This window comes from Collimonas sp. OK242, assembly GCF_900107095.1.
Taxonomy (GTDB): Bacteria; Pseudomonadota; Gammaproteobacteria; order Burkholderiales; family Burkholderiaceae_D; genus Collimonas.
Window position 1 is genome coordinate 87,485 of sequence record NZ_FNOR01000008.1, and the last position, 25,568, is coordinate 113,052.

29 protein-coding genes are annotated in these 25,568 nt (G+C 57.0%); 20 read left to right on the plus strand and 9 right to left on the minus strand.

What is annotated here, in order from left to right:
- Window positions 1-38 precede the first annotated feature (38 nt).
- From dnaK to BLV81_RS10405, 5 genes are all read right to left on the minus strand, one after another.
- A complete protein-coding gene (gene dnaK, locus BLV81_RS10385; protein ID WP_092355323.1) occupies window positions 39-1,973 on the minus strand; it encodes a molecular chaperone DnaK in 1,935 nt (644 codons plus the stop codon).
- Window positions 1,974-2,073: 100 nt separating this feature from the next.
- On the minus strand, window positions 2,074-2,613 hold the full coding sequence (gene grpE, locus BLV81_RS10390; RefSeq protein ID WP_092355326.1) for a nucleotide exchange factor GrpE: 540 nt from the start codon (window positions 2,611-2,613) through the stop codon (window positions 2,074-2,076).
- Between the two features lie 518 nt (window positions 2,614-3,131).
- The gene (hemH, locus tag BLV81_RS10395; protein ID WP_092355329.1) at window positions 3,132-4,238 is read right to left on the minus strand and encodes a ferrochelatase; all 1,107 of its coding nucleotides are present in this window, start codon (window positions 4,236-4,238) and stop codon (window positions 3,132-3,134) included.
- A gap of 29 nt (window positions 4,239-4,267) precedes the next feature.
- Window positions 4,268-5,938 carry a DNA repair protein RecN gene (recN, locus tag BLV81_RS10400; RefSeq protein WP_092355332.1) on the minus strand — a complete coding sequence of 557 codons (1,671 nt, stop codon included), beginning with the start codon at window positions 5,936-5,938 and terminating at the stop codon, window positions 4,268-4,270.
- Between the two features lie 64 nt (window positions 5,939-6,002).
- Complete coding sequence (locus BLV81_RS10405) at window positions 6,003-6,932, minus strand: NAD kinase (RefSeq protein WP_092355335.1); 930 nt, start codon at window positions 6,930-6,932, stop codon at window positions 6,003-6,005.
- Window positions 6,933-6,978: 46 nt separating this feature from the next.
- On the opposite strand from BLV81_RS10405, the gene BLV81_RS10410 reads away from it, so the two are divergent.
- The 3 genes from BLV81_RS10410 to BLV81_RS10420 all read left to right on the plus strand — a co-directional run bounded on the left by BLV81_RS10410 (window position 6,979) and on the right by BLV81_RS10420 (window position 9,191).
- Window positions 6,979-7,731 carry an HAD family hydrolase gene (locus BLV81_RS10410; protein WP_255365112.1) on the plus strand — a complete coding sequence of 251 codons (753 nt, stop codon included), beginning with the start codon at window positions 6,979-6,981 and terminating at the stop codon, window positions 7,729-7,731.
- Between the two features lie 70 nt (window positions 7,732-7,801).
- Entirely contained in the window at window positions 7,802-8,824 is a 1,023-nt protein-coding gene (gene hrcA, locus BLV81_RS10415; RefSeq protein ID WP_092355341.1) for a heat-inducible transcriptional repressor HrcA, read from the plus strand.
- Between the two features lie 4 nt (window positions 8,825-8,828).
- Window positions 8,829-9,191, plus strand: a complete 363-nt coding sequence (locus BLV81_RS10420) for a TfoX/Sxy family protein (RefSeq protein ID WP_092355344.1) — start codon at window positions 8,829-8,831, stop codon at window positions 9,189-9,191.
- 24 nt (window positions 9,192-9,215) lie between these two features.
- On the opposite strand, the gene fur is transcribed toward BLV81_RS10420, so the two are convergent.
- The gene (gene fur / locus BLV81_RS10425) at window positions 9,216-9,641 is read right to left on the minus strand and encodes a ferric iron uptake transcriptional regulator (protein ID WP_092355347.1); all 426 of its coding nucleotides are present in this window, start codon (window positions 9,639-9,641) and stop codon (window positions 9,216-9,218) included.
- A gap of 74 nt (window positions 9,642-9,715) precedes the next feature.
- Here fur and BLV81_RS10430 point away from each other — a divergent pair, with 74 nt between their 5' ends.
- From BLV81_RS10430 to bfr, 17 genes are all read left to right on the plus strand, one after another.
- Complete coding sequence (locus tag BLV81_RS10430; RefSeq protein ID WP_092355350.1) at window positions 9,716-10,300, plus strand: outer membrane protein assembly factor BamE; 585 nt, start codon at window positions 9,716-9,718, stop codon at window positions 10,298-10,300.
- A gap of 27 nt (window positions 10,301-10,327) precedes the next feature.
- A complete protein-coding gene (gene dapB, locus BLV81_RS10435) occupies window positions 10,328-11,134 on the plus strand; it encodes a 4-hydroxy-tetrahydrodipicolinate reductase (RefSeq protein ID WP_092355353.1) in 807 nt (268 codons plus the stop codon).
- A gap of 199 nt (window positions 11,135-11,333) precedes the next feature.
- Entirely contained in the window at window positions 11,334-11,468 is a 135-nt protein-coding gene (locus BLV81_RS24215) for a hypothetical protein (RefSeq protein WP_255365113.1), read from the plus strand.
- Between the two features lie 247 nt (window positions 11,469-11,715).
- Window positions 11,716-14,361: a leucine--tRNA ligase gene (leuS, locus tag BLV81_RS10440; RefSeq protein WP_092355356.1), complete on the plus strand. Its 2,646-nt coding sequence runs from the start codon at window positions 11,716-11,718 to the stop codon at window positions 14,359-14,361.
- Window positions 14,362-14,478: 117 nt separating this feature from the next.
- A complete protein-coding gene (gene lptE, locus BLV81_RS10445; protein WP_255365114.1) occupies window positions 14,479-15,048 on the plus strand; it encodes an LPS-assembly lipoprotein LptE in 570 nt (189 codons plus the stop codon).
- Between the two features lie 19 nt (window positions 15,049-15,067).
- Complete coding sequence (holA, locus tag BLV81_RS10450) at window positions 15,068-16,090, plus strand: DNA polymerase III subunit delta (protein ID WP_092355361.1); 1,023 nt, start codon at window positions 15,068-15,070, stop codon at window positions 16,088-16,090.
- Between the two features lie 98 nt (window positions 16,091-16,188).
- Window positions 16,189-17,454 (plus strand): glutamate-5-semialdehyde dehydrogenase, encoded by a 1,266-nt coding sequence (locus BLV81_RS10455; RefSeq protein ID WP_092355364.1) that lies wholly within the window; start codon window positions 16,189-16,191, stop codon window positions 17,452-17,454.
- A gap of 90 nt (window positions 17,455-17,544) precedes the next feature.
- The gene (locus BLV81_RS10460) at window positions 17,545-17,967 is read left to right on the plus strand and encodes a CopD family protein (protein WP_092355368.1); all 423 of its coding nucleotides are present in this window, start codon (window positions 17,545-17,547) and stop codon (window positions 17,965-17,967) included.
- Window positions 17,968-17,986: 19 nt separating this feature from the next.
- Entirely contained in the window at window positions 17,987-18,589 is a 603-nt protein-coding gene (locus tag BLV81_RS10465) for a 2-hydroxychromene-2-carboxylate isomerase (RefSeq protein ID WP_092355371.1), read from the plus strand.
- A 50-nt stretch (window positions 18,590-18,639) separates the two neighbouring features.
- Entirely contained in the window at window positions 18,640-19,875 is a 1,236-nt protein-coding gene (locus BLV81_RS10470) for a THUMP domain-containing class I SAM-dependent RNA methyltransferase (protein WP_092355374.1), read from the plus strand.
- 308 nt (window positions 19,876-20,183) lie between these two features.
- Entirely contained in the window at window positions 20,184-20,381 is a 198-nt protein-coding gene (gene hemP, locus BLV81_RS10475) for a hemin uptake protein HemP (protein ID WP_092355376.1), read from the plus strand.
- A 100-nt stretch (window positions 20,382-20,481) separates the two neighbouring features.
- The gene (locus tag BLV81_RS10480) at window positions 20,482-20,802 is read left to right on the plus strand and encodes a hypothetical protein (protein WP_092355379.1); all 321 of its coding nucleotides are present in this window, start codon (window positions 20,482-20,484) and stop codon (window positions 20,800-20,802) included.
- Between the two features lie 110 nt (window positions 20,803-20,912).
- A complete protein-coding gene (locus BLV81_RS10485; RefSeq protein ID WP_092355381.1) occupies window positions 20,913-21,143 on the plus strand; it encodes a (2Fe-2S)-binding protein in 231 nt (76 codons plus the stop codon).
- 35 nt (window positions 21,144-21,178) lie between these two features.
- Window positions 21,179-21,859, plus strand: a complete 681-nt coding sequence (locus BLV81_RS10490) for an energy transducer TonB (protein ID WP_092355383.1) — start codon at window positions 21,179-21,181, stop codon at window positions 21,857-21,859.
- A 66-nt stretch (window positions 21,860-21,925) separates the two neighbouring features.
- Window positions 21,926-22,666, plus strand: coding sequence for a MotA/TolQ/ExbB proton channel family protein (locus tag BLV81_RS10495; protein WP_092355386.1), 741 nt, complete (start codon window positions 21,926-21,928; stop codon window positions 22,664-22,666).
- Entirely contained in the window at window positions 22,666-23,082 is a 417-nt protein-coding gene (locus BLV81_RS10500) for an ExbD/TolR family protein (protein WP_092355720.1), read from the plus strand. Before BLV81_RS10495 ends, BLV81_RS10500 begins: the two co-directional genes overlap by 1 nt.
- 214 nt (window positions 23,083-23,296) lie before the next feature.
- Complete coding sequence (gene bfr / locus BLV81_RS10505) at window positions 23,297-23,767, plus strand: bacterioferritin (protein ID WP_092355389.1); 471 nt, start codon at window positions 23,297-23,299, stop codon at window positions 23,765-23,767.
- A gap of 72 nt (window positions 23,768-23,839) precedes the next feature.
- Here the strand turns inward: bfr and BLV81_RS10510 are convergent, their stop codons facing one another.
- The 3 genes from BLV81_RS10510 to BLV81_RS10520 all read right to left on the minus strand — a co-directional run.
- Entirely contained in the window at window positions 23,840-24,187 is a 348-nt protein-coding gene (locus tag BLV81_RS10510) for a DUF167 domain-containing protein (RefSeq protein ID WP_092355392.1), read from the minus strand.
- 7 nt (window positions 24,188-24,194) lie between these two features.
- Window positions 24,195-24,737 carry a YggT family protein gene (locus BLV81_RS10515; RefSeq protein WP_092355395.1) on the minus strand — a complete coding sequence of 181 codons (543 nt, stop codon included), beginning with the start codon at window positions 24,735-24,737 and terminating at the stop codon, window positions 24,195-24,197.
- A gap of 324 nt (window positions 24,738-25,061) precedes the next feature.
- Window positions 25,062-25,568: histone H1-like repetitive region-containing protein (locus tag BLV81_RS10520; RefSeq protein WP_255365117.1), on the minus strand; the 507-nt coding region annotated here is incomplete at its 5' end.

The window sequence follows — 25,568 nt, forward strand, 5'->3', positions numbered from 1 at the left end:
GAGTACACTAGGCGGGCAAACCCGCGCTGACGAAGATCTTACTTGTCTTTCACTTCCTTGAAGTCGGCGTCCACCACGTCGTCCTCTTTCGGCTTGGCTTCTGCACCGGCAGCACCGGCTTCAGCGCCGCCTGCTGCAGCTTGCTGCGCCTGCATGTCGGCATACATCTTTTCACCGAGCTTTTGCGCGGCGGTGGTCAGGGCGGCTGTCTTGTTATCGATGGCGGCCTTGTCGCTGCCCTTCAATGCTTCTTCCAGTTCCTTGATCGCCGCTTCGATGCTTGCCTTCTCGCCGGCTTCCAGCTTGTCGCCGTATTCCGTCAGGGATTTCTTGGTCGAATGGACCAGCGCATCGCCTTGGTTATGCGCTTCAGCCAAGCCCTTCAGGCGCTTGTCTTCTTCGGCATTCGCCTCGGCGTCGCGCACCATCTTCTGGATCTCTTCTTCGGTCAGGCCGGAGTTGGCCTTGATCGTGATCTTGTTTTCCTTGCCGGTTGCCTTGTCCTTGGCGCCAACGTGCAAAATGCCGTTGGCGTCGATGTCGAAGGTGACTTCGATCTGCGGCGTGCCGCGCGCTGCCGGCGGGATGCCTTCCAGATTGAATTCGCCCAGGCCCTTGTTGCCGGCAGCCATCTCGCGCTCACCTTGGAAAACCTTGATGGTGACGGCCGGCTGGTTGTCGTCGGCGGTCGAGAACACCTGGCTGAACTTGGTCGGGATGGTGGTGTTCTTTTGAATCATCTTGGTCATCACGCCGCCCATGGTTTCAATACCCAGGGACAAAGGCGTCACGTCCAGCAGCAGCAAGTCCTTGCGGTCGCCCGACAAGACCGAACCCTGGATCGCAGCGCCAACGGCCACCGCTTCATCCGGATTGACGTCCTTGCGCGGATCCTTGCCGAAGAATTCCTTCACTTTTTCCTGCACCTTAGGCATACGGGTCATGCCGCCGACCAGGATGATGTCGTGGATGTCGGAAACCTTGACGCCGGCATCCTTGATGGCGATGCGGCAAGGCTCGATAGTCTTGGCAATCAGTTCTTCCACCAGCGATTCCAGCTTGGCGCGTGTCATCTTCAGGTTCAGATGGATCGGTGCGCCGTTCGCCATGGCGATGTACGGTTCGTTGATTTCGGTCTGTTGCGAGGACGACAGCTCGATCTTGGCGCGCTCAGCCGATGCCTTGATGCGTTGCAGCGCAATCGCGTCCTTGCCGAGGTCGATGCCGTTGATCTTCTTGAATTCGTCCAGGATGTAATCGATGATGCGCTGGTCGAAGTCTTCGCCGCCGAGGAAAGTGTCGCCGTTAGTGGACAGCACTTCAAATTGCTTTTCGCCGTCGACATCGGCGATTTCGATGATCGAAACGTCGAAAGTACCGCCACCCAGGTCATACACGGCAATCTTGCGATCGCCTTTTTCCGCCTTGTCCAGGCCGAACGCCAGCGCAGCCGCGGTCGGCTCGTTGATGATGCGCTTGACGTCCAGACCGGCGATACGGCCGGCGTCCTTGGTTGCCTGGCGTTGTGCGTCGTTAAAGTAAGCCGGCACGGTGATCACGGCTTCGGTGACTTCTTCGCCGAGGTAATCTTCCGCCGTCTTCTTCATCTTGCGCAGCACTTCCGCGGCGATTTGCGGCGGCGCCAGTTTTTGATCCCGTACGGCAACCCATGCATCGCCGTTGTCGGCCTTGATGATCTTGTAAGGCATCAGCGCGATGTCTTTTTGCACTTCTTTTTCGTCGAACTTACGGCCGATCAGACGCTTGGTTGCGTACAGCGTATTGGTCGGATTGGTGACGGCCTGGCGCTTGGCGGGAGCGCCAACCAGGATTTCGCCGTCTTCTTGATAAGCGATGATGGAAGGCGTGGTACGCGCGCCCTCCGAGTTTTCGATCACTTTCGGCTGGCCGTTTTCGATCACCGAAACGCAGGAATTGGTGGTACCCAAATCAATGCCGATAATTTTACCCATGGTGTATGTCCTTTACTGAATATTTGGTTAATGTTTTGATAGTCTGAATATAGGGAGCAAAGCAGCGCTTTCAAGCACTAAAATGCGCACATGGCTTTTTTTATTTTCCTTGGGCCACCACGACCAGTGCGGGCCGCAACAGGCGGTCGGCAATGGTGTATCCCTTTTGCAGCACAGTCACCACGGTATTGGCATCTTGCTCTGCCGGCACGGTTGAAATTGCCTGGTGTTTCATCGGATCGAGCTTTTCGCCAACTTGCGGCGAAATTTCCAGCAAACGATTTCTTTCGAAAGCTGAAGACAGCTGCTTGAGCGTCATTTCCACGCCTTCCTTGATCGACTCAAGCGACGGCGTTTCGATTTTCAGCGCCATTTCAAGGTTGTCCTTGACCGGCACCAGCGCTTCGGCAAATCCCTCGATCGCGAATTTATGCGCACGTGCGATATCTTCTTGAGCACGGCGGCGAATGTTTTCCGCCTCGGCCTTGGCACGCAAGAACGCATCTTGCATTTCCGCGATCTTGGCTTGCGCTTCCGACAACTGGACTTCCAGCGTGGATTCAGGAATTACCGTTGCATCTTCAGCAACAGGATTTTTCCCCGTTTGCGCCTGTTCGTTCTGATTTTCCATGTCTTCCATTCAAAAATCTCCAACAATCAATAACTTACTAAGTATAGAAAGCCAAATGAGGCTATACCCTTATTATTTCAAGGGTCAATTCACGGGTAAAAACGCGCACCCCGATTTTGTCTTGGGTTTCGGTCCAATTCCGATGAATAAAGGAAAGCAGCAGCAACGCCTGGCAACAAATTGAAACAAATTTTACCCATCCGGGGTTTGTGCAACGCGGCATTGGAACTATGCTGAAGGTGTGGGCTCAAACAGAAAAATTAACCCGTAGCAACGAAAAAAAGGGGGAATATCGTGAAACTACCGCTCATTTCCGCATTTCTGGTCGTTTATATTTTGCTTGCCGCCAGCTGGATCAGCTATTCGCAACTGGTCGCATTGTATTGACTTTAGCTGATTGCTTCAGCGCTTGCCAGTTACAAGACAGGCAACAATCTTCCATATGCACCCGACACTGGGCGCCCATTATAGTTGCGCCTTGCCGAAGCGGCGCACATACACTCAAAATTTCTGTACAAAACTAAGACCTATTGGCTTGCACCCAGGCGCACGGCTTGCTGCCGTGATGCTTCCGCCTGTTGTTGCGACGCTTCCCGTTCGCTCTCTGCAAGGTGCGTAGGCCAGCCGATCAAATGCTCCTCTACCAAGCTGGCCATGGCCGAAATCCAGGCCGGCGCCTGGTTCAGGCAAGCGATGAAATGAAACTCCTTGCCGCCCGCCCTGAGGAAATCCTGTTTCGCCTCTATCGCGATTTCCTCCAGTGTTTCCAGGCAATCGCTGGTGAAACCCGGACACATCACGTCGACGCGGCCGATACCTTGTTTTGCCAGCTTCTGCAAAGTCGGCGCGGTGTATGGCTGCAGCCATTCCGCCTTGCCAAAGCGCGACTGGAAAGTCAGTTGATATTGTTCAGGCCCCAGCCCCAGTTGCTGCGCCAGCAAACGCGCGGTTTTTTGACATTCGCAATGATAGGGATCGCCCAGCAATAAAGTGCGCTTCGGCACGCCATGAAAACTCATGATCAGCTGGTCCGGCGTGCCATGCATGGCCCAGTAAGCCAGCACCGAGGCTTTCAACGCCTGGATATACGCTTCGTGATCGTGATAATGCTTGATGAAACGTAATTCGGGAACATTGCGCACTTGCGCATAATGCGCAAATACCGCGTCATAAATCGACGCCGTGGTGGTTGCCGAATATTGCGGATAAGCCGGCAAGACCAGGATCCGTTCGCAACCGTCTGCCTTCAACTGGTCCAGCACCTCAGGTATCGCCGGCGAACCGTAGCGCATGGCATAGGCCACTTGCACCTGATGCCCGCGCTGGCCCAGATAACCGCGCAGCAAGATCGCCTGCTTGCTGGTGTGGACTTTGAGCGGCGAACCTTCATTGCTCCAGATAGAGGCGTATTTCTGCGCCGACTTGCTGGAACGGAACGGCAGAATCACGCAATGCAAAATCCACCACCAGATCGCCCGCGGAATTTCTACTACCCGGGGATCGGACAGGAATTGCTTCAGATAAGTGCGCACCGCCTTGGTGGTCGGCGCCTCGGGCGTGCCCAGATTGACCAGCAGCACCGCTGTTTTACCTGTCTTGCCATGCGTGAACGGAGGTTCTTTACGAAATGCCATGCGGAGATACCCGAAAAATAAGAGCCGATTTAGAGTGCCAGCAATTCACGCGCATGCTTGCGCGTAGTGGCGGTGATTTCCAGGCCACCCAGCATGCGGGCGATTTCTTCAATCCGGTTCTTGGCGTCGAGACCATCAATCGCCGACACCGTCTTGTTGCCCAGGCTTTGTTTGCTGACTTGGAAATGCTGGTTGGCCTGGCTGGCAACCTGCGGCAAATGGGTCACGCACAATACCTGGCGGTCCTGGCCCAGGCGCTTCAGCAAACGCCCGACCACTTCCGCCACGCCGCCGCCGATGCCGCTGTCGACTTCATCGAATATCAAGGTCGGCGTCGCGGTGGCGCTGGAGGTAATCACTGAAATCGCCAGCGCGATCCGCGCCAGTTCGCCGCCGGAAGCCACTTTAGCCAATGGCCGCGGCGCCACGCCGGCATGGCCGGCAACCAGGAACTCGACTTGCTCGACGCCATAACTGGCCGCTTCGCAGGGATTCAATGCAATCGCAAAACGGCCGCCGCTCATGCTCAAATCCTGCATCGCGGCGGTGACGGCCGCGCCCAGCGCCTGGGCCGCCTTGGCGCGCGCTTTCGACATCTTTTGCGCCAAGGCCAGATACGAGGCTTTCAGCTTTCCTTCTTGCGCCCGCATGGCGTCGAGATCGCTGGCATCCGCCAGTTGGCGCAGTTGCGCCGACAGCGTCTCCAGTTCCTGCGGCAGTTCATCCGGCGCCAGCCGGAACTTACGTCCGGCCGAATGGATCGCCTCCATCCGGTCTTCAACCTGATGCAGACGCGCCGGATCAAGCTCGACCCGGCTCAAATAATCGTTCAGCGCATAGACCGCTTCTTGCAGCTGGATACGGGCCGGCTCCAGCGCTTCCAGCACCGGCTTGAGGCTGCTGTCGACATCGACCAGCTTGCCGATTTTCTGATTCAGCGCCGACAACTGCGACAACATCGGCGGCGTGTCGTTGGCATCGTTTTCGGAAATCACGTTGAGCGCTTCCTGCGCGCCCTCGATCAGGCTGGCGGCATGCGACAAGCGGCTGTGTTCATTGGTGATTTCATCCCATTCGCCAGGCTTGACCGCCAGCTTTTCCAGCTCGCCGACCTGCCACTCCAGGCGTTCCCGTTCCAGCAGCACATTCTTGGCATTGGTTTCAAACTCTTCGCGCTGGCGCGCCAGCGAACGCCAGCTTTTGAAGGCGCCGGCCAGCGCCAGCAAATCATCCTGCAGTCCGGCTTGTCCATCCAGCAAGAGACGTTGCGCCTCGCTCTTCAACAGCGACTGGTGCGCATGCTGGCCATGAATATCGACCAGCATTTCACCCAGTTCGCGCAATTGCGACGCGGTTGCCGCAACGCCGTTGATAAATGCTTTGGAACGGCCGGCATTGTCGATCACACGCCGCATCAGGATCACGCCTTCCTCGCTGGCGAACTCGTTTTGCTGCAGCCAGCCGTCAACCTCGCCGTCGGCCGTTTCGGCCAGCGTAAACTCCGCCGTCACATCGGCCTTGGCCGCGCCTTCGCGCACCACGCTGGCGTCGCCGCGGCCGCCCAGCGCCAAAGCCAGGGCGTCGATCAGGATAGACTTGCCGGCGCCGGTTTCGCCGGTGAATACGGTAAAGCCAGCGGCGAACTCAAGCTCGATGGCATCGACGATGACAAAATCGCGTATGGAAAGTGTGCGCAACATGGGAATGTGGGAGTGGCTTAAATATAGATGTAAAAACGGCGTTAAAAAATGACTAACAAATGACTTACTTCAATTGCCCTTCCGCCGACGGATATTCGTTCCAGTGCAACTTCTGCCGCAAGGTGTCGTAATAACTCCAGCCGGCCGGGTGCAAGAAGGTGATGGTGTGTTCGGAACGCCGTATCAGGATGCGGTCGCCATGCTGCAGGCTGGCCAGCGATTGCATGTCGAAATTGGCGCTCATGTCGCGGCCATTGACAATTTCAATCACGATTTCACTGCTGTCCGGAATCACGATAGGCCGGTTCGACAGCGCATGCGGCGCAATCGGCACCAGCACGATGCCGCCCAGCGAAGGATGCAGCAAAGGCCCGCCCGCAGACAAGGCATAGGCGGTGGAACCGGTCGGCGTCGCTACGATCAAGCCGTCGGAACGCTGGTTGTACATGAAGCGGCCATCGACCTCGACCATCAGTTCCGCCATACCGGAAGCAGCGCCACGCGACACCACTACATCGTTGAATGCCAGGGCGCTGAAGATTTGCTTGCCGCCGCGCATGACCGACCCTTGCAGCAGGCTGCGGCGCTCCGACTCGACATTCCCGTCCAGCATTTCACCTAGCACCGGCAGCATCCGCTCCAGCGAAATATCGGTAATAAACCCGAGGCGCCCCTGGTTGATGCCGATCAACGGCACATCATACGGCGCCAGCTGGCGGGCAATCCCGAGCATGGTGCCGTCGCCGCCGACAATAATCGCGGCGTCGGCCTGTTCCCCGATCTGGGCCGGCGTCATGGCGGCAATGCCCGCCATCGCGACATTCTGCGCGGTCTCGGCTTCGAGCACCACGTGATGACCGCGATCTTGCAGAAAATCGACGATTTCGGTCAGCGATTCGGAAATGCCGGCCGCAAAATATTTGCCGACGATAGCAATGGTTTTCGGCATGGAGGTTGACGATCCGGGTTGAGAAGATGATTTTATAGGCCGCATGCTGGCGATTAGACCATAATTTAGGCTAGCAATGAAGGATACGCACATGGCACTTACGAATAATGCAACGATCTTCCCACCGTCCCGGCCCGGCAAACCGCCTGCCGTCAAGGCCGTGCTGTTCGACCTCGACGATACGCTGTGGCCGATCGCGCCGGTGATTGCACGCGCCGAACAATTGCTGTTTGACTGGATGCGCGAGCATGCCCCCGCGGTTACCCGCCAATTCACGATTGAGAGCCTGCGTCAGCAACGCCTGGATCTGATGGCGAGCAACCCGGTGTTCAAATTCGACCTTTGGAAGTTGCGCCACGCGGCGCTGAGCGCCAGCTTCAACAGCGTCGGCGAAGACGCCGGCAAAGTGGATGCGGCGATGGCGGTATTTTCCGAGGCGCGGCATGAAGTGACGCCGTTCGGCGATGTCGAGCCGGTACTGGCCCGCCTGCGCCAAAACCGGCGCCTGCTGCTGGGCACGGTCTCGAACGGTTTTGCCGATCTTGAAAAAATCGGCCTGGCCCGGCATTTCCAGACGTCGATCGCGGCGCATAGCTTCGGCTGCGCCAAACCCGATCCAAGCATTTTTCATGCGGCCTGCGCAGCCCTGAATGTGGCGCCGGAAGAAACCGTCTATGCAGGCGACGATCCCCTGCTGGACGTGGTCGGCGCCCAACAAGCCGGCTTGCAGGCGGTCTGGATCAATCGTTTTGAGCGCGTACTGCCTGCCGGCGTCAACGCACAAGCCAGTTGCCGCAGCTTGCATGAGCTGGAGGCGTGGCTGGAACAAACTGCAATTGGCTAACAAAAACAGTGTATAAGTGGATTTATAAGCCGCTGGCATACAAGCCCCGCGCTCGTTAAAATAGACCCATATGCAACTAGATAATCGCGCTCAAACCCTGCTCAAAGCCCTGGTCGAACGGTATATCGCCGACGGCCAGCCGGTTGGCTCGCGCGCCCTGTCCAAGATTTCCGGCCTGGAACTGTCGCCGGCGACGATACGCAACATCATGGCGGACCTGGAAGAAATGGGCTTCGTCGCCAGTCCCCACACGTCTGCCGGCCGGGTGCCGACACCGCGCGGCTACCGCATGTTCGTCGATACCCTGCTGACGGTTGAACCGATGGACGAAAGCGCGCTGGAATCCAAGATGCAGGCACGCCTGCAGCCCAATTCGCAACAAAAGATCATTGCCAATGCGGCACAGGTATTGTCATCCCTCTCGCATTTTGCCGGGGTAGTATTGTCACCGCGGCGCGAATCGGTCTTCCAGCAAATCGAATTCCTGCGGCTCTCGGAAAAGCGCATCCTGCTGGTGATCGTCAGCCCCAGCGGCGACGTCCAGAACCGGCTGCTGCTGACCGATGTCGATTACAGCCCGGCCAAGCTGGTGCAAGCCGCCAATTACATCAACCAGCATTACGGCGGCCTCAGCCTGGACGACGTCCGCATGCGCCTGCAAGGCGAGCTGCGCAAGCTGCGCGACGACATGACCTGGCTGATGCAGGCGGCGGTGGAAGCCGGCAGCGACGCCATGACCGACAATAGCGATGAAGTGGTGATTTCGGGCGAGCGCAATCTGCTCAGCGTCACCGATCTCTCGTCCAATATGGATTCCTTGCGCAAGCTGTTCGACATGTTTGAACAAAAAACCAACTTGATGCAATTGCTCGACATCTCCGGCAAGGCGACCGGCGTCCAGATTTTCATCGGCGGCGAATCGCAATTGGTGCCGATGGATGAAATGAGCGTGGTGACCGCGCCGTATGAAGTCAACGGCAAGATCGTCGGCACGCTGGGCGTCATCGGCCCCACCCGGATGGCCTATGAGCGGGTGATCCCGATTGTGAATATCACCGCAAAACTGCTGTCGAATGCGTTGAGCCACAGCTGATAACGTGTCCGGAAACGCTGCAATCATCGACTATATCCGCGAGCTGCTGGCGCCGCTTGGCGCTGTCAACGCCCGCAGGATGTTTGGCGGCCATGGCATTTACTACGATAGCGTGATGATCGGCCTGGTTGCCGATGGCACCCTGTTTCTCAAGACAGATGAGGAAACCCGGCCGCAATTCGCGGCTGCCGGTTGCCGGCCTTTCGTCATCGAGAGCAGAGGGAGGTCGATTGAAATGAGCTACTGGTCGGCGCCTGACGACGCCATGGATGCCGCCGCTGCAATGACGCCGTGGGCGCGTCTCGCTTATGCGGCAGCTGTGCGCAAGGCTAATGCAAAACCGGCGCCGAAGACACGTAAGCGCTGAACGGTAACGCAGCAAAACGATGCATCAACCCTTCTTCTTACGGCAATCCCGGCAATGCCCGTATAAAGCCAGCGCATGATCGGCGATTTCAAAACCATGTTCCTTGGCAACGATTTTTTGACGTTTTTCAATTTCTTCATCGTAAAACTCTTCAACCAGACCGCAATCCAGGCACACCAGATGATCGTGATGCGAGCCTTCGTTGAGTTCAAACACGGCCTTGCCGGTTTCAAAGTGGTTGCGCTGCAACAGTCCGGCTTGCTCGAATTGCGTCAGTACGCGATACACGGTTGCCAGCCCGACATCGAGATTGTCGTTTAGCAAAATTTTATAGACGTCTTCAGCGCTCAGGTGACGCACCTCGCTATTCTGGAAAATTTCCAGGATTTTCAGGCGCGGCAGAGTGGCTTTGAGGCCGCTGGCTTTCAGTTCGGATGGATTGTTCGGCATGTTTTGGTCACAAATGGATGATCTGCTTTATCATATAGCGTTTTAGCACAGTTGCTCAATCAATTGAGATCCTTATGCGAATGTTGCTCTCCCCTGTCCGTACCTCCGCTTTGAGCGCTGCAGTTGTCTTCATGGCCGCTTTGGCCGGCTGCGCTTCAAAGAATCCGCTGATTGATCAGCCCACCGCGCAGCCCGCTGCCGCCGCAACTGCCGCAGCTGCCGCCGCGGACACCACCGACACCAGCGGGGTCCAAACCATCAAGCATCGCCGCTTTCTCGGCATTTTTTCCCCTTATCGGATAGATATCCAGCAAGGAAACTTTGTCTCGAAAGAAATGCTGGCACAAGTCAAAGAAGGCATGACCCGTGAGCAAGTGCGTTTTGCGCTCGGTACGCCGTTGGTGACCGACCTGTTCCACGAAGATCGCTGGGATTATGTGTTCCGCCTGCAAAAAGGCAACGGCGAAGTCACCACCAGCCGCGTCAGCGTTTTCTTCAACGGCAACCTGCTGGCACGCGTTGACGGCGGCAACCTGCCTACCGAAAACGACTACCTCGATAAAATCTCGGGCGGCGCCGCAGAAGCCAAGAAGAGCCTCAAGAACCTGGAAATGGCACCATCGGCGCCTGTTGCGCCCATGCCAGGCAAAACCAATTAACCAATTGTTCAGATCGTCGAATTAACAATGACTCAGATGAAAATAGCCGTTGCAGGTGCATCGGGACGCATGGGGCGCATGCTGGTTGAGGCGATTCAAAACGCCGACGATGCACTGCTGGCCGGTGCGCTGGGCATGCCGGATGCACCGGAACTGGGAACCGACGCCGCCGCATTCCTGGGCAAACCGGCCAACGTACTGATTGAAGCCGATCTGGCCAAGGGCCTGGCGCAAGCAGCCTACCTGATCGATTTCACGCGCCCGGAGGGCACGCTGAAGCATCTGGACTACTGCGCCGCCCATGGCATCAAAATGATTATCGGCACCACCGGTTTCGATGAAGCCGGCAAGGCGGCGATTGCGGCCGCAGCAAAAAAAACCGCCATCGTGTTTGCATCCAACATGAGCGTTGGCGTCAATGTCACGCTGAAATTGCTGGAAATGGCGGCCAAAAGCTTTTCCCACGGCTACGACATCGAAATCATCGAGGCCCATCATCGTCATAAGGTCGATGCGCCATCCGGCACAGCGCTGATGATGGGTGAAGTCGTCGCCGATGCACTCGGGCGCAAGCTGGACGACGTCGCGGTGTATGCCCGCGAAGGCATCACCGGGGAACGCGATCCGTCCTCTATCGGTTTTTCCGCCATCCGCGGCGGCGATATCGTCGGCGACCATACGGTGCTGTTTGCCGGCATCGGCGAACGCGTAGAGATCACGCACAAATCCTCCAGCCGCGTCACTTACGCACAGGGCAGCTTGCGCGCCGCGCGTTTCTTGCGCGACAAGAGTAGCGGCCTGTACGACATGCAGGACGTGTTGGGCCTGCGCTGAGTATCTGAGTTTCGGCAGCCACCGGCAAACTGCTGGCGGCATTCTGAAGCCGGCCTTCATCAAACCACGCTATCTAAAGTAATTTCCCCTTAGCAATTTAATCATTTCATCAAATAGCGTTCCTTGGCAAATTTGCAAATAACATCCTGTTCCTACTGGACTGCCCCTGCGACTGGACCAGCCCAAGTATTCGCCGACTATGATGATTTTTGGCAAGAAATTGGCGCTATCCGCCGTCCTGACGGTGATGGAAGCGCGCAAGCGTACTGAACTGACAGAACGCGCGATCCAGGCCGCTCTGACAGGCTTTTCGGGCACATGCAACGGCGCCTGAGCCGACCCGGTTTTCCTGTCGGCTATCAAGTATCACGTGACTCCACGTGTACCGTACGCTAAAGCGGCATCCGAACCAGTATAATCACTGGTTCGGATGCCAAGAGTATTGGCTCAGCAAGTTCCCATTCCGATTCGCAACGACCAAAGCTTCGGATTCGTCCCGGCCGCCGTATGACTTACTGCCGACGACCCGAGGCCTTGTTCTCTTTGCAACGCGGAATAACATTCACCTTTTAGCTCCCGTCATGCAAGAAAAATACAGCCCAACCGACGTCGAAAAATCAGCGCAAGACTATTGGCAATCCATAGACGCCTACAAGGCCGTCGAATATGCCAAGGACAAGAACGGCCAGGACAAAAAGAAATTTTACGCCTGCTCGATGCTGCCCTACCCTTCCGGCAAGCTGCACATGGGTCATGTGCGTAACTACACCATCAATGACGTGATGTACCGCTACCTGCGCATGAATGGCTACAACGTATTGATGCCGATGGGCTGGGATGCGTTCGGCATGCCGGCGGAAAACGCTGCCATGGCCAATGGCGTGCCGCCGGCGCAATGGACTTACGCCAACATCGCTCACATGAAAAAGCAGTTGCAGGCGATGGGACTGGCGATCGACTGGTCGCGTGAAATGACCGCCTGCACGCCGGAATACTATAAGTGGAACCAGTGGATGTTCCTGAAGATGCTGGAGCAAGGCATCATCTACAAAAAGACCGGCACCGTGAACTGGGATCCGATCGACCAGACCGTGCTGGCCAACGAGCAGGTGGTTGACGGCCGCGGCTGGCGCTCAGGCGCGCTGATCGAAAAGCGTGAAATTCCTATGTACTACGCCAAGATCACCGACTACGCCGAGGAGTTGCTGGAACACGTAGAAACCAAATTGCCGGGCTGGCCGGAACGCGTACGCCTGATGCAGGCCAACTGGATCGGTAAATCGACCGGTGTGCGCTTTGCCTTCCCGCACAAGATCGAAGAAGACGGCAAGTTGATCCAGGGCGGCAAACTATGGGTATTCACCACCCGCGCCGACACCATCAAGGGCGTGACTTTCTGCGCCGTGGCGCCGGAACATGCCCTGGCCACTTTCGCCGCCAAGAGCAATCCGGAACTGGCTGAATTCATCGCCGAATGCAAAAAGGGCAGCGTCATCGAAGCCGACATGGCAACGATGGAAAAGAAAGGCATGCCGACCGGCTTGTACGTCTCGCATCCGCTGACCGGCCAGCTAATCGAAGTCTGGGTTGGCAATTACGTCTTGATTACCTACGGCGACGGCGCCGTCATGGGCGTACCGGCACACGATGAGCGCGACTTCGCGTTCGCCCAGAAATACGTGCTGCCGATTCGCCCGGTCATCGCCGTATCAGGTAAAACCTACTCCGACGAAAGCTGGCACGAGTGGTATGGCGACAAGGAAAACGGCGTCTGCGTCGATTCCGGCAAATACGACGGTCTCAACTACCAGCAAGCAGTCGATGCGGTTGCCGCCGACCTGGCAGCGCACGGCCTTGGCGAAAAGAAGATCACCTATCGCTTGCGCGACTGGGGCATCTCGCGCCAGCGTTATTGGGGCACGCCGATCCCGATCATCCACTGCGGCGAATGCGGCGATGTGCCGGTGCCGGAAAAAGATTTGCCGGTGATCCTGCCGGAAGACTGCGTGCCGGATGGTAGCGGCAATCCGCTCAACAAGCACGAGCAATTCCTGCACGTGGCTTGCCCCAAGTGCGGCAAGCCGGCGCGGCGCGAAACCGACACGATGGATACGTTCGTCGACTCGTCCTGGTATTACATGCGCTATTGCTCGCCGAAGAGCAACGACGCCATGGTCGATTCCCGCAACGATTACTGGATGCCGATGGACCAGTACATCGGCGGCATCGAACACGCCGTGCTGCATTTGCTGTACGCCCGTTTCTGGACCAAGGTCATGCGCGACTTCGGCCTGGTCAAGTTCGACGAGCCGTTCACCAACCTGCTGACGCAAGGCATGGTGCTCAACGAAACCTATTTCCGCGAAGACGCCAGCGGCAAGAAGATCTGGCATAACCCGGAGGATGTCGAACTGACGTTCGACGATAAGGGCCGGCCGTTGACGGCCATCCTGAAAACGGACGGCGTACCGGTTGAGATCGGCGGCACCGAAAAGATGTCGAAATCGAAAAACAACGGCATCGACCCGCAAGCCCAGATCGACCAGTACGGCGCCGACACGGCGCGCCTGTTCACCATGTTCGCCTCGCCGCCGGAACAAACCCTGGAATGGTCCGGTACCGGAGTGGAAGGCGCGAATCGCTTCCTGCGCCGGGTCTGGGCATTCAGCTTCGCCCGTGCCAGCAGCATTGCGCCAAGCGTCAGCGCGGATTTTTCCGGATTGAGCGATGTCCAGAAAACCTTGCGCCGTGAAGTGCACAAGATTCTGCAGCAAGCCGACCATGACTTGAAGCGTATCCAGTACAACACCGTGGTCTCGGCCTGCATGAAAATGCTCAACACCCTGGAAGCCGCCAAACTCGACCAGTCGCCGGCCAGCAGCGCGGTATTGACGGAAGGCTTGTCGATATTCCTGCGCGTACTCAATCCGGTGGCGCCGCACATCACCCACACGCTGTGGCAGGAACTCGGCTTTGCCGCAGTGCATGGCGACATCCTCGACGCCAGCTGGCCGCAGGTGGACGACCAGGCGCTGGAACAGAGCGAAATTGAAATGATGATCCAGGTCAACGGCAAGCTGCGCGGCAGCATCACCGTTGCCAAGGATGCCGACAAGGCCAGCATCGAGGCCGCAGCACTGGCAAACGAACATGTTCAGAAATATCTCGAAGGGCCGCCGAAGAAAGTCATCGTGGTGCCTGGGAAACTGATCAATATCGTCGCCTAGCGTAGTAGTTCACAAGTACTTCGTGCAAGTACTTCGCAAAGTATGGCCGGATGAATGCGTCCGGCCTTCAATCTTGAAACAAGGAAGGTCCGAATGTTGAATAGAACGCCTCTCAGAATGCCTGCAGATTCATGGCTGCGCTGGCCGTTGATACTGATCGTGACGGCGATGCTGTGTGCCTGCGGGTTTCATCTGCGCAGCTCGGCTAACTTGCCATTCAAGTCCTTGTACATGACGTTTGCCCCCACCTCGCCGTTGGGAATCGAATTGAAGCGAAATATCCTGGCCAGCGGCAACACGCAAGTGCTGCCGACTGCTGAGGGGGCCGAAGCAATATTGCAGGTACTTGGCGAATCCCAGGAGAAAGTCATCCTGACCACCAACAGTTCCGGCCGCGCGAGCGAGTACATGCTGTATTACAGGCTGACTTTCAGCGTGACTGACGCGGAAAAGAAGGAACTGCTGCCGGCGACGCTGATTACATTGAAGCGCGATATCAGCTATAACTCGTCGCAAGAACTGTCCAAGGGTGCGGAAGAGGTGTTGCTGTACCGCGACATGCGCAGCGACATGGTGCAGCAGGTTCTGCGCCGCCTGGCAGCGCTCAAGACAGCCCAGCCAACCGAGCCGGATCAGCCGGCTGCGGCAACCCCGGCTACCGCTCCGGATACCGCTCCTGTCAAATAACGGGGTTAGAGGCTAAATAATGCAATTGCGGTTTGACGCGCTCGACGGCCATCTGGCGAAAACCCTGGCGCCCTTGTATGTGATCACCAGCGACGAGCATCTGCTGGCGCTGGAGGCATCCGACAAGATACGCAAAAGTGCGCGCAGCAACGGTTGCAGCGAGCGCGACGTGCTGGTGGTCGACCGCAGCTTCAAATGGGGAGAATTGCTGGCGGCCAATCAGTCGCAATCGCTGTTCGGCGATAAAAAACTGATCGAATTGCGCATCCCGACCGGCAAACCGGGCAAGGATGGCGGCCAGGCTTTGCAAAACTATACCGCGACGCTCAATCCCGATAACGTCACCATTATCAGCTTGCCCAAGCTGGACTGGGCGACGCAAAAAGCCGCCTGGGTCGCCACGCTGCAACAGAGCGCTGTGTATATCGATATTCCGCTGGTGGAGCGGGCCCATTTACCCAACTGGATCGGGGTTCGCCTGGCGGCCCAGCAGCAAAGCGCAGACCGGCAATCGCTGGATTTCATCGCCGATCGGGTCGAAGGCAATCTGCTGGCGGCGCATCAGGAAATCCAGAAACTGGCTTTGTTGCATCCGCCCGGCAAACTGAGCTTCGAACAGTGCCACGATGCAGTCCTCAACGTCGCGCGCTATGATGTCTTCAAGCTCAATGAAGCGATGCTGGTTGGCGATACGGCGCGCCTGGTGCGCATGATGGATGGTTTGAAAGGTGAAGGCGAAGCCCTGCCGCTGGTGCTATGGGCAGTCGCCGAAGAAATCCGCACCTTGTTGAAATTGAAATCGGCAGCCAGCCAGGGACGCCCGATACCCGCGCTGCTGAAGGAATATCGCATCTGGGGGCCGCGCGAAAGACTGATGGAGCCGGCGCTGCGGCGCCTGAGCCTGGCGACGCTGGAAGCGGCATTGAAAGATGCGGCGCAAATCGACAAGATGGTCAAAGGCTTGCGCGCCAAAGCGTTTTCCGGCGATGCCTGGGATGCCTTGCTACAGTTGGGATTAAAACTCATTGGGGACAGAGTTTAAGAGGCGCCGCCGTGCGCCGAATTACACTTCCCGCGCAGCTCTGTCCTCAACTAATTAGACAGACGAAACGTGTAAATTGCAAAGAAAAATCTAGGCATATGAACATCCAACATTACATGACCGAAGTCGGACAACGCGCGCGCGCCGCATCGCGCGCCATGGCGCGCGCCGACAGCGCCGTCAAGAACCGCGCACTGAGCCTGATCGCCGCCGCCATCCGGCGCGATGCCGACCTGTTACGCGCGGCTAACCAGATCGATCTGGAAACGGCGCGCGCCAACGGCCTGGCGCCGGCGATGCTGGATCGCCTGACGCTATCGGAGCAAGCCATCGCCACCATGATCGCGGGGCTCGAGCAAATTGTCGCCCTGCCCGATCCGATCGGCGAAATCTCGAACATGAAGTACCGTCCCACCGGCATCCAGGTGGGCCAGATGCGGGTGCCGCTGGGCGTGATCGGCATCATTTATGAAGCCCGGCCCAATGTCACCGTGGATGCTGCCGGCCTGTGCATCAAGAGCGGCAACGCCACCATTTTGCGCGGCGGCTCCGAAGCCCATCACTGCAACCAGGCGCTGGCCAAGCTGGTGCAAGAAGGCCTGGCCGGCGCCGGCCTGCCGCAAGATGCGGTGCAAGTGGTCGACACCACCGACCGTGCTGCCGTTGGCGCCCTGATCACGATGCCGCAGTACGTCGACGTCATTGTGCCGCGCGGCGGCAAGGGCCTGATCGAACGCCTGATCAAGGAAGCCACGGTGCCGATGATCAAACATCTCGACGGCATCTGCCACGTCTATATAGACGACCAGGCCGATCTCGACAAAGCGCTGAAGATTGCCTTCAATGCCAAATGCCATCGTTACGGCACTTGCAACACGATGGAAACCTTGCTGGTAGCGCGCGCGATTGCGCCGCAAGTATTGCCGCAACTGGCCAAGCTGTACCTGGCTAAAGAAGTCGAACTGCGCGCCGACGATGAGGCGCTCGCCATTCTGGCTGGCTATCCGCACCTGGCCGCCGCCACCGAAGAGGATTGGAGCACCGAATATCTGGCGGCGATCCTGTCCGTCAAGATCGTGGCCGATGTGGATGAGGCAATCGCCCATATCAACACTTACTCCTCGCAGCATACCGACAGCATCGTCACCGAAAACCATACGCGGGCGATGCGCTTCTTGCGCGAAGTCGATTCGGCTTCGGTGATGATCAATGCTTCGACCCGCTTTGCGGATGGTTTCGAATTTGGCCTGGGCGCTGAAATCGGCATCTCCAACGATAAATTGCATGCGCGCGGACCGGTCGGCCTCGAGGGCCTGACTTCGCTAAAATATGTGGTGTTCGGACACGGCGAAGTACGCGAGTAAGGCGCAACACTCGCGTCCTATATGCAAGCGGATTCGCCCTTCCCGCAATAATCGCAACAATCGCAATAATCAAAAAAAGGAAATCCCCCCATGCTTTGGATCAAGTCGCTGCATATTGTCTTCATCGCCTCATGGTTTGCCGGTCTGTTTTATCTGCCAAGAATTCTGGTCAACCTGGCGCAAGAAACAGATGCCGCGGCCAGCCAAAGATTGCTATTGATGGCGCGCAAGCTGTATCGCTTCATGTCGATCCTGTCGCTGCCGGCGATTGTATTGGGCGCCTGGCTGTGGCTGGGTTACGGCATAGGCAAAGGCCCGGGCAATGGCTGGCTGCACGCCAAATTATTCCTGGTGGTACTGGTGATCGGCTATCACCATGCCTGCGGCAGCTTGCTGAAGAAATTTGAAAACGGGGTGAATACCCGCAGCCATACCTGGTTCCGCTGGTTCAATGAAGTACCGGTCCTGTTGCTGCTCGCCATCGTCATCCTGGTGGTTGTCAAACCGTTCTGATACCGTCCGAGGATTAGCCATGAGCAAACTCTGTGAATATTATTTTGCGCCGCACTCGCCTTTCGCCTACCTGGGACACGCACGCCTGCAGGCTTTGTCGAAACAGTACGATGTAAAAATCGCATTAAAACCCTGCGACTTATCCAAGGTTTTCAACGCCTCAGGCGGCTTGCCTTTGGCCAAACGCGCGCCTCAGCGCCAGGCTTACCGGCTGGAAGAACTGCGGCGCTGGAGCGAATACCTGCAAGTACCGCTGAACCTGCACCCGACTTTCTTTCCGGTGCAGAGCGACGATGCCGCGAAACTGCTCATCGCGACCCAACTGGCGCACGGCACGGAAGCCGCCATGATATTGACCGGCGCTATAATGCGTGCAGTCTGGGCCGAACAACGCAATATTGCCGATGGCGCCACCTTGATCGCCATCGCCTCGGAACTTGGCCATGACGGCAAGACCTTGCTGAAATCGGCCGAAACCGCCAGCGTCCAGAGCGAATTCGATCGTTTTACCGAGGATGCGATTTCCGCCAATATGTTCGGCGCGCCCTGGTACGTAGTCGACGGCGAAGCGTTCTGGGGCCAGGACCGGCTGGATTTTGTAGAGCGGGCATTCGCCAGATAGTTATTTTGTAGTATCGCAATTGTAGTATCACAACGGATAAAGGGTTCCCCATGTCGCACCTGTCAACAGATTCACATTCGTATTTTTGTCCTTGCCCGCGCGGGCTGGAAGCGGCATTGGCTGAAGAACTGAATGAAATAGCGCAGTTCAGCGCACCCGCCGTCACCCTCAAGGTCCACACCCAGGTGCCAGGCGGCGTCCATTGCTCAGGTTTGCTGAGCGATGCCTGGCGCATCAACCTGCACTCGCGCATTGCCAGCCGGGTGCTGCTGCGCTTGACGCATGGCGCCTACAAGAATGAAAACGATATTTACGACATGACGCTGGAGCAGGAGTGGGAGAGCTGGTTCCCGGTCAGCCACACGATCCGGGTTGACGTCACTGCCGTGAAATCGCCTTTACGCAGCCTGCAATTCACCACGCTCAAGATCAAGGATGGCATCTGCGACCGTTTCCGCGACCTGTGCGATGAGCGGCCTTCCGTCGACACCGGCACGCCGGACATGCGTATCGTCGGCTTTCTCGATGCCCATAATTTCACGCTGTACCTCGATACTTCCGGCGAAGCCTTGTTCAAGCGCGGCTGGCGCGCCGAAACCGGCGATGCGCCGTTGCGCGAAAATCTCGCCGCCGGCCTGCTGCGTACCTCCGGCTGGAAACCGGGCACGGTCTTGTTCGACCCCATGTGCGGCTCAGGCACGATTTTGATCGAAGCGGCCCAGATCCTGGCCGGCATTCCTGCCGGTGCGCGCCGCCACTTCGCGTTTGAAAAGTTCAACGATTTCGAAAGCGCAAAATGGCTGGCGATCAAAGGCAGCTTCAAGCCGAATCCGTTGCCGGCCACGCCGACCATCTTCGGCAGCGACATTTCTGGCGATATGGTGCAAATTGCGGCGAACAATCTGCGCAACGCCGGCATCCTGTTCGAAGTGCCGATCAAACAGATCGAGGCGCAGGAAGTCAAACCGCCGGGCGATGTCGAGCACGGCATCATGCTGACCAATCCTCCGTATGGCGAGCGGATCGGCGTGCGCGGCGACAGCACCTTGACCAGCGATGACTTGTTGACCGCATTCTTCAGCGCGTTCGGCACCACGCTGAAGCAGCGTTTTGCCGGCTGGAGCGTATTTCTGTTTTCTGCCGATCTCGGCTTGCCGAAGTTGCTGCGCCTGAAAGAAGCACGCAAGACGCCTTTCTTCAATGGCGCACTGGAATGCCGCCTGTTCCGCTTTGATATGGTGGCCGGCTTCAACCGCCGTGAAGCGGCCAAGCCAAAAGCCGAGTAGCACGAAACACGAAACGGCGAACGAACAGCACAGCCTTTCTCAGCATTCTCCCAACAAAACCAGCGCATTCTTTGCGCTGGCTTTGCATCAAGCAGTTTGGCCGGACGCCCCGTCCCCCGGGAAGCCAAATCTGTTATCCCCTAAAAGCAATATGACTTTCGTGCATCACACCATGCGCGACGCCAGACATTGCCTATTCAGCATCACTTCTTCATTACCCGACACCCGGCGCTAAAAGCGCTTGCATTCCTCGTCCAGGTAGCTAATAATACAAATACGAATTGTTCGCATTTACATAAAGGACTATCATGAGCCAGACGATACGACGCGAAGCACAAATTGAAAAAACGCCTGTGTCCAGCATCACGCAGTCAGTTGCATCAGCAGTCACGCGTATCAAGAGCCAGGATCTGTTCAAGCAAATGCGCGAACTGGAAATTGATCACGGCGGCCGGATTTATAAGCTGCGGCTGACGCAACTGAACAAATTGATCCTGACCGCTTAAGCACTGTAATTTTTATTTGGCCGCATTTAGTTAACCGTAGCCAGCCCCAGCCCGCCCGCAGTAGCCGCCAGCCAGCAAGATACTGATATAGGAGTGCTTGATGGTATCGGAAAAAATCAACCCGGCTTTGATAGAGCCAAACGGCGCGCCGGCGCAGCCGGAGCTGCTGGTTTCGGCAGTGTTGCACCTGATGTCGCATTACACCGCGCATAGCCAGGAAGCCAGCGCTTGCGTCAAGCTGGCGTCGGTGATTGAGCGCCATTTGAAGGCGCTGGCAGATTTGCCGAATCTGGCGCCGGTATTGCGCGCAACCTGCCTGCAGTTGTCGGAGCAGTGGGGAACAGTAGTAGAGAACGCCATGCCGCAGCCGGGGAAAACCAATCTGTTCAGCAGATTTGTGGCCGCCAACAGGGTGTGCTGAAGCAGCATCGAGCAGTATCGAATAAGTGTTAATAAGCGCCGCAAGAACATCTTTGCCGGCTGATTTCTATCTTTTTAATCTGCCTTCTAACTATGGCAGCAAGGTGCAAAATGATTGTTTGTGTTTGCAATAACGTATCGGATCGAAAAATTCGACAGGCAGTCGACGAGGGCATGTCTTCCATGTCTGAATTGCGCGAGAACCTGGGTATCGGTACCTGCTGCGGGAAATGCCATTCCTGCGCAAAAAGCGTATTGCGCGAGTGCCTCGACAACCATGCGCCTGCTGCCTTGCGACATGTTCAAGCCATGGTGTTTCAGCAAAACATACAAGCTGCGTAATGAGGTCCACAGGCCCTGGTGGGATAAGCGCAACCATGTCGTCAGCAGCAATCAGTTATCCTGCGCTTGCATGGAGACAAGTCAAACGCATAGGGCCATTAGGGGCCATTCTGCTGCTGCACTTGGCTTTTTTCTGGGCCTTGAAAAGCGGTCTGATCCGTCAGGCCGCACAAGCCATGCCGAAAGAAATCTTCGCCAGCTTCATCACGCCGGAAAAGGCGCCTGAGCCAACACCGCCGCAACCACAGCCGGCCGCACCAAAGAGCGTCGCTGTAGTAAGGAAGAACATCGCCCCCCCGCGCCCTGCGCCAGTCGTCAACGACACGCCATCGGAAGCCGCCATTTCGGTGCCGGCACCGGCTCCGCAGCCGCCGCAGCGTGAGGAGCCGGCAGCAGCAGCGGCGCCCGCCGCACCTGCCGCACCCGCTCAGCCGCGCACCATCAATTCCGGGGTCGAATACATCCAGCCGCCTGACGTGAAATATCCCGCCGTCTCGAAACGCATGGGAGAAGAAGGCAAGTCGATAATCCGCGTTCTGATCAACGAAAAGGGCCGCGCCGAGCGCGCCGAGGTGCAAAAATCTTCTGGCTCAAGCCGCCTGGATGACGCCGCCAGACAGGCGGTAATGCGGGCTTTATTCAAGCCATACATGGAAGACGGCAAACCGATGCCGGTCTTTGCCATCGTACCTATCAATTTCCAGTTATTCAATTAATCAATGGCGCTCTTGGCGTTTCGCCAAAGCAGCCGCAGCCCATCTACAGCCACAAGGGGAATCATCATGGAAGTAAGTCCGTACGGATTGGAAGCGCTCTGGGGCCAGGGCGACTTCGTCATCAAAAGCGTCGCCGTACTGCTGGTGGCGATGTCGATCGCATCCTGGTATGTGATCCTGACCAAGGCTTTGCAAATCCTGCGCTTCCAACGTGCCGCCCATGCAGCAGGCCATCGCTTCTGGGATACCACCAGCTTGCCGGAAGGAATTGCCACGCTGGGTACGGAAAACCCGTTTGCCGAAGTGGCTCAGGCCGGCGTCTCCTCGATGCGCCATCACGCCGCCCACAAAGGACATTTGCACGACCAGCTGTCGGTTAGCGACTGGGTCACCCTGTCATTGCGCCAGGCGATTGACGAAGTCTCGGGCAAATTGCAGGCTGGCATGGCGGTACTGGCGTCAGTCGGCTCCACCGCGCCTTTTGTCGGCTTGTTCGGCACGGTCTGGGGCATTTATCATGCGCTGGTATCGATCGGCACTTCCGGCCAGGCCAGTATCGACAAGGTCGCCGGACCCGTCGGCGAAGCGCTGATCATGACCGCGCTCGGCCTGGCCGTGGCGATCCCGGCTACCTTCGGCTATAACGCGCTGGTGCGCGGCAATAAGACCATCATCGCCAAGCTGAATAAATTCGGCTTTGACCTGCATGCGCTATTTGTTACCGGTTCCCGCTCAAGTAATACCGAATCAGACCATCCAAACGGTTCGAACAACGGCGCCAGACTGGTCGCTGTGAAAGGTGCATGATGGGCATGGGTTCCTTGTCCGATTCGGACGACGATTTCAATCCGGAGATCAACACCACGCCGCTGGTCGACGTGATGCTGGTGCTGCTGATCATCTTCATCATGACCATCCCGGTGATGAATCACGCGGTGAAGATCGATTTACCGCGTGCCGCCAACCAGCCAGACCAGAGCAAGCCGGAAAACATCAATCTGTCTATCGATGCCGACGGCAAGCTGTTCTGGAATGAAGAAGCAATCGATCGTAACGAACTGGATCGGCGGATTGCCGTTGCGGCTCAAAAGCAGCCGCAGCCTGAACTGCATTTGCGCGCAGCGCGCACCGTGCAATATGAAAAAGTGGCCCAGGTAATGGCCGCGGCGCAATCAGTAGGACTCGGGAAAATCGGCTTCGTTACCGATCCCGACGCCAAGTAAGCAGGTCCGGGCTGCCCCTTGATGCACAAATCACAATGAAAATGATTCGCGCTATCTGATGATGAAAAAGCATATGGCATGCGCTATCATGGCTGCGATTTCGGTTGATTGCCGCTTAAACGGCATGCCGATCACGTGAGAAGCCAGCATGAAGTCTAGCAATCCCCCGATTTCATCGCTGCTTGCTCCGCATCCCTAATATAGCGAGGTTCCCATGCAAGGCGAAAAACACATCATCACGCTGCTCAACGCGCAGCTAACCAATGAGCTGACGGCGATTAATCAGTATTTCCTGCATGCCCGCATGTACAAGCACTGGGGCCTGGAAAAGCTCGGCAAGAAGGAATACGAAGAATCGATCGGCGAAATGAAGCACGCTGACAAACTGATCGACCGCATCCTGATGCTGAACGGCCTGCCAAACCTGCAGGCATTGCACAAGCTGATGATCGGTGAATCGACGCCGGAGATGCTGCAGTGCGACCTGAAGCTGGAGCAAGGTGCGCAAAAGACCGTCAAGGAAGGCATCGCTGCCTGCGAAAAAGCCGGTGATTATGTATCGCGCGAACTCTTCGTGGAAATCCTCGAAGATACCGAAGAACATATCGACTGGCTGGAAACCCAGCTCGACCTGATCGACAAAGTCGGGCTGCAGAACTATCTGCAAAGCCAGATGGATGCTTAACTGACGTCGACACCAGATCCAGACTCGCGGCTTCCGACCTATCGTCGGGAGCCGTTTTTCTTTGTGCCTCGCTTACGGGACCAAAGCCAGCAAACTGCGGGTGACAGCATCTGCCGTCAATGACGCGCCATGCGCCTCGACGATTTTCCGCTTATTGGTATGGCCGTGGGTGATCACAATCCTGCTGCGCGGCACATCCAGTAGTTCAGCCAGATAGCGTATCAACGCTTCATTTGCCTTACCCTCGATGGGTTGCGCTTGCAAACGCACTTTGAGTACGTCCTCCAAGGGGCCGATGATCTGGCTTTTCTTGGCATTGGGCGTTACCTGCAGCGCCAGCCTGACGCCGCCGGCAATATCGGCGCACCATGCATGCAATCTGGGGCCCGGCCCGGACGCTGCACCCGTCTTGTGGCTCATTGGCGGCTCACGTCAGTGACATGATCAGATAAATCACCAGTTGGTGCACTACTCTCAGCAGTATCAACGCTGCCAGCGGCGACAGATCGATATTGCCAATCAGCGGGATAATCCTGCGCAAAGGCCGTAACAGCGGCTCATTCAGCGCCCGTACGAAGGGCGCCAGGGGTGCGTGCGGATTCACCCAGCTGAAGATCGCTTCAATAATCAATAGCGCAATCAGCCCATAAAATACCCACTGGAAAAACAGCAACGCCGACAGGCTGAAAATCAATGTGGCATTCAATGCCGACCTGACGCCAAGCTCCAGCAAGATGCAGATCACGGCCACCAGGAGCGCGCCTATCAGGCTGGCCCAGTCATAGCCGCCAAGCCCGGGCAACAAGCGCCGCATCGGACGCACAGCCCAGTCAGACAAGGTAAAAATGAACTGGGCCAGCTGTTGCGGAGGCCGCACCCGCACCGCCTGGATCCAGAATCGCAGCAACAGTACCCCGCCCAGGACGCTGGCGATAGTTTCGATAATCAAGGTGAAAATATTCTGCAGCACGACGTGTTTTCCTTTCCAGATGAAGCAATGACTCAGGCTTGCGCACATCAACGCATGACGGTTCATCACGCCAATATACTGATAACTTACCCGAATTCGGGCGCAAGATGTAATTCGGAGACGTGGGCGAATGCCACGGATTCAGGAAAAGAACGAGTTTACCAGCTGGCTATCGTAGCAGCTATTGCGACTTGGCTGCGCAAGTTGACGAACCTGCTCACGCTCCACTCAGATCGCGTATCCGCAAATAAAAACCCGCTGGACAGCGCCAGGCTGTACAGCGGGTGATACCTGAATTCAATCAGGTAAGCTGACAAACGCTAATTACGGACGTGTGCCAGTTGGGAACGGCCAAGCTGCTGCCGGGTTGAGCACAGTCTTTACTGCGGGCTCAGCTGCAGGTTTTGCCACTGGTTTCTTGGCTGCAGGTTTCGCTGCGGCCTTTTTAACAGCTGGCTTAGCTGCTGCAGGTTTAGCGGCAGGTTTAGCTGCTGCCTTAGCTACCGGCTTTTTTGCTGCTGGCTTAGCCGCGACTTTCTTGACTGCCGGCTTTTTTGCCGCTGGTTTAGCTGCTGCTTTCGCTACCGGTTTCTTAGCCGCAGGTTTAGCTGCTGCTTTGGCTACCGGTTTTTTCGCTGCAGGTTTAGCTGCTGCTTTCTTAGCTACTGGCTTCTTAGCTGCTGGTTTAGCTGCTGCTTTCTTAGCTACCGGCTTTTTGGCCGCTACAGCTTTCTTGGCAACTGGCTTCTTAGCTGCTGCCGGTTTTGCTGCTGCTTTCTTAGCTACCGGTTTTTTAGCCGCTACAGCTTTCTTAGCAACTGGCTTCTTAGC

Bases quoted from the DNA above. Each gene is read 5' to 3' on its own strand.
- grpE (WP_092355326.1), bottom strand. From the start codon at position 2,613: ATGGAAGACATGGAAAATCAGAACGAACAGGCGCAAACGGGGAAAAAT.
- BLV81_RS10470 (WP_092355374.1), top strand. From the start codon at position 18,640: ATGTCGCACCTGTCAACAGATTCACATTCGTATTTTTGTCCTTGCCCG.
- BLV81_RS10500 (WP_092355720.1), top strand. From the start codon at position 22,666: ATGGGCATGGGTTCCTTGTCCGATTCGGACGACGATTTCAATCCGGAG.
- BLV81_RS10495 (WP_092355386.1), top strand. From the start codon at position 21,926: ATGGAAGTAAGTCCGTACGGATTGGAAGCGCTCTGGGGCCAGGGCGAC.
- hemP (WP_092355376.1), top strand. From the start codon at position 20,184: ATGAGCCAGACGATACGACGCGAAGCACAAATTGAAAAAACGCCTGTG.
- dapB (WP_092355353.1), top strand. From the start codon at position 10,328: ATGACTCAGATGAAAATAGCCGTTGCAGGTGCATCGGGACGCATGGGG.
- BLV81_RS24215 (WP_255365113.1), top strand. From the start codon at position 11,334: ATGATGATTTTTGGCAAGAAATTGGCGCTATCCGCCGTCCTGACGGTG.
- BLV81_RS10465 (WP_092355371.1), top strand. From the start codon at position 17,987: ATGAGCAAACTCTGTGAATATTATTTTGCGCCGCACTCGCCTTTCGCC.
- holA (WP_092355361.1), top strand. From the start codon at position 15,068: ATGCAATTGCGGTTTGACGCGCTCGACGGCCATCTGGCGAAAACCCTG.
- fur (WP_092355347.1), bottom strand. From the start codon at position 9,641: ATGCCGAACAATCCATCCGAACTGAAAGCCAGCGGCCTCAAAGCCACT.
- BLV81_RS10480 (WP_092355379.1), top strand. From the start codon at position 20,482: ATGGTATCGGAAAAAATCAACCCGGCTTTGATAGAGCCAAACGGCGCG.
- hemH (WP_092355329.1), bottom strand. From the start codon at position 4,238: ATGGCATTTCGTAAAGAACCTCCGTTCACGCATGGCAAGACAGGTAAA.
- leuS (WP_092355356.1), top strand. From the start codon at position 11,716: ATGCAAGAAAAATACAGCCCAACCGACGTCGAAAAATCAGCGCAAGAC.
- hrcA (WP_092355341.1), top strand. From the start codon at position 7,802: ATGCAACTAGATAATCGCGCTCAAACCCTGCTCAAAGCCCTGGTCGAA.
- BLV81_RS10460 (WP_092355368.1), top strand. From the start codon at position 17,545: ATGCTTTGGATCAAGTCGCTGCATATTGTCTTCATCGCCTCATGGTTT.
- lptE (WP_255365114.1), top strand. From the start codon at position 14,479: ATGCCTGCAGATTCATGGCTGCGCTGGCCGTTGATACTGATCGTGACG.
- BLV81_RS10430 (WP_092355350.1), top strand. From the start codon at position 9,716: ATGCGAATGTTGCTCTCCCCTGTCCGTACCTCCGCTTTGAGCGCTGCA.
- bfr (WP_092355389.1), top strand. From the start codon at position 23,297: ATGCAAGGCGAAAAACACATCATCACGCTGCTCAACGCGCAGCTAACC.
- BLV81_RS10455 (WP_092355364.1), top strand. From the start codon at position 16,189: ATGAACATCCAACATTACATGACCGAAGTCGGACAACGCGCGCGCGCC.
- BLV81_RS10490 (WP_092355383.1), top strand. From the start codon at position 21,179: ATGTCGTCAGCAGCAATCAGTTATCCTGCGCTTGCATGGAGACAAGTC.
- BLV81_RS10510 (WP_092355392.1), bottom strand. From the start codon at position 24,187: ATGAGCCACAAGACGGGTGCAGCGTCCGGGCCGGGCCCCAGATTGCAT.
- dnaK (WP_092355323.1), bottom strand. From the start codon at position 1,973: ATGGGTAAAATTATCGGCATTGATTTGGGTACCACCAATTCCTGCGTT.
- BLV81_RS10405 (WP_092355335.1), bottom strand. From the start codon at position 6,932: ATGCGGCCTATAAAATCATCTTCTCAACCCGGATCGTCAACCTCCATG.
- BLV81_RS10410 (WP_255365112.1), top strand. From the start codon at position 6,979: ATGGCACTTACGAATAATGCAACGATCTTCCCACCGTCCCGGCCCGGC.
- BLV81_RS10485 (WP_092355381.1), top strand. From the start codon at position 20,913: ATGATTGTTTGTGTTTGCAATAACGTATCGGATCGAAAAATTCGACAG.
- recN (WP_092355332.1), bottom strand. From the start codon at position 5,938: ATGTTGCGCACACTTTCCATACGCGATTTTGTCATCGTCGATGCCATC.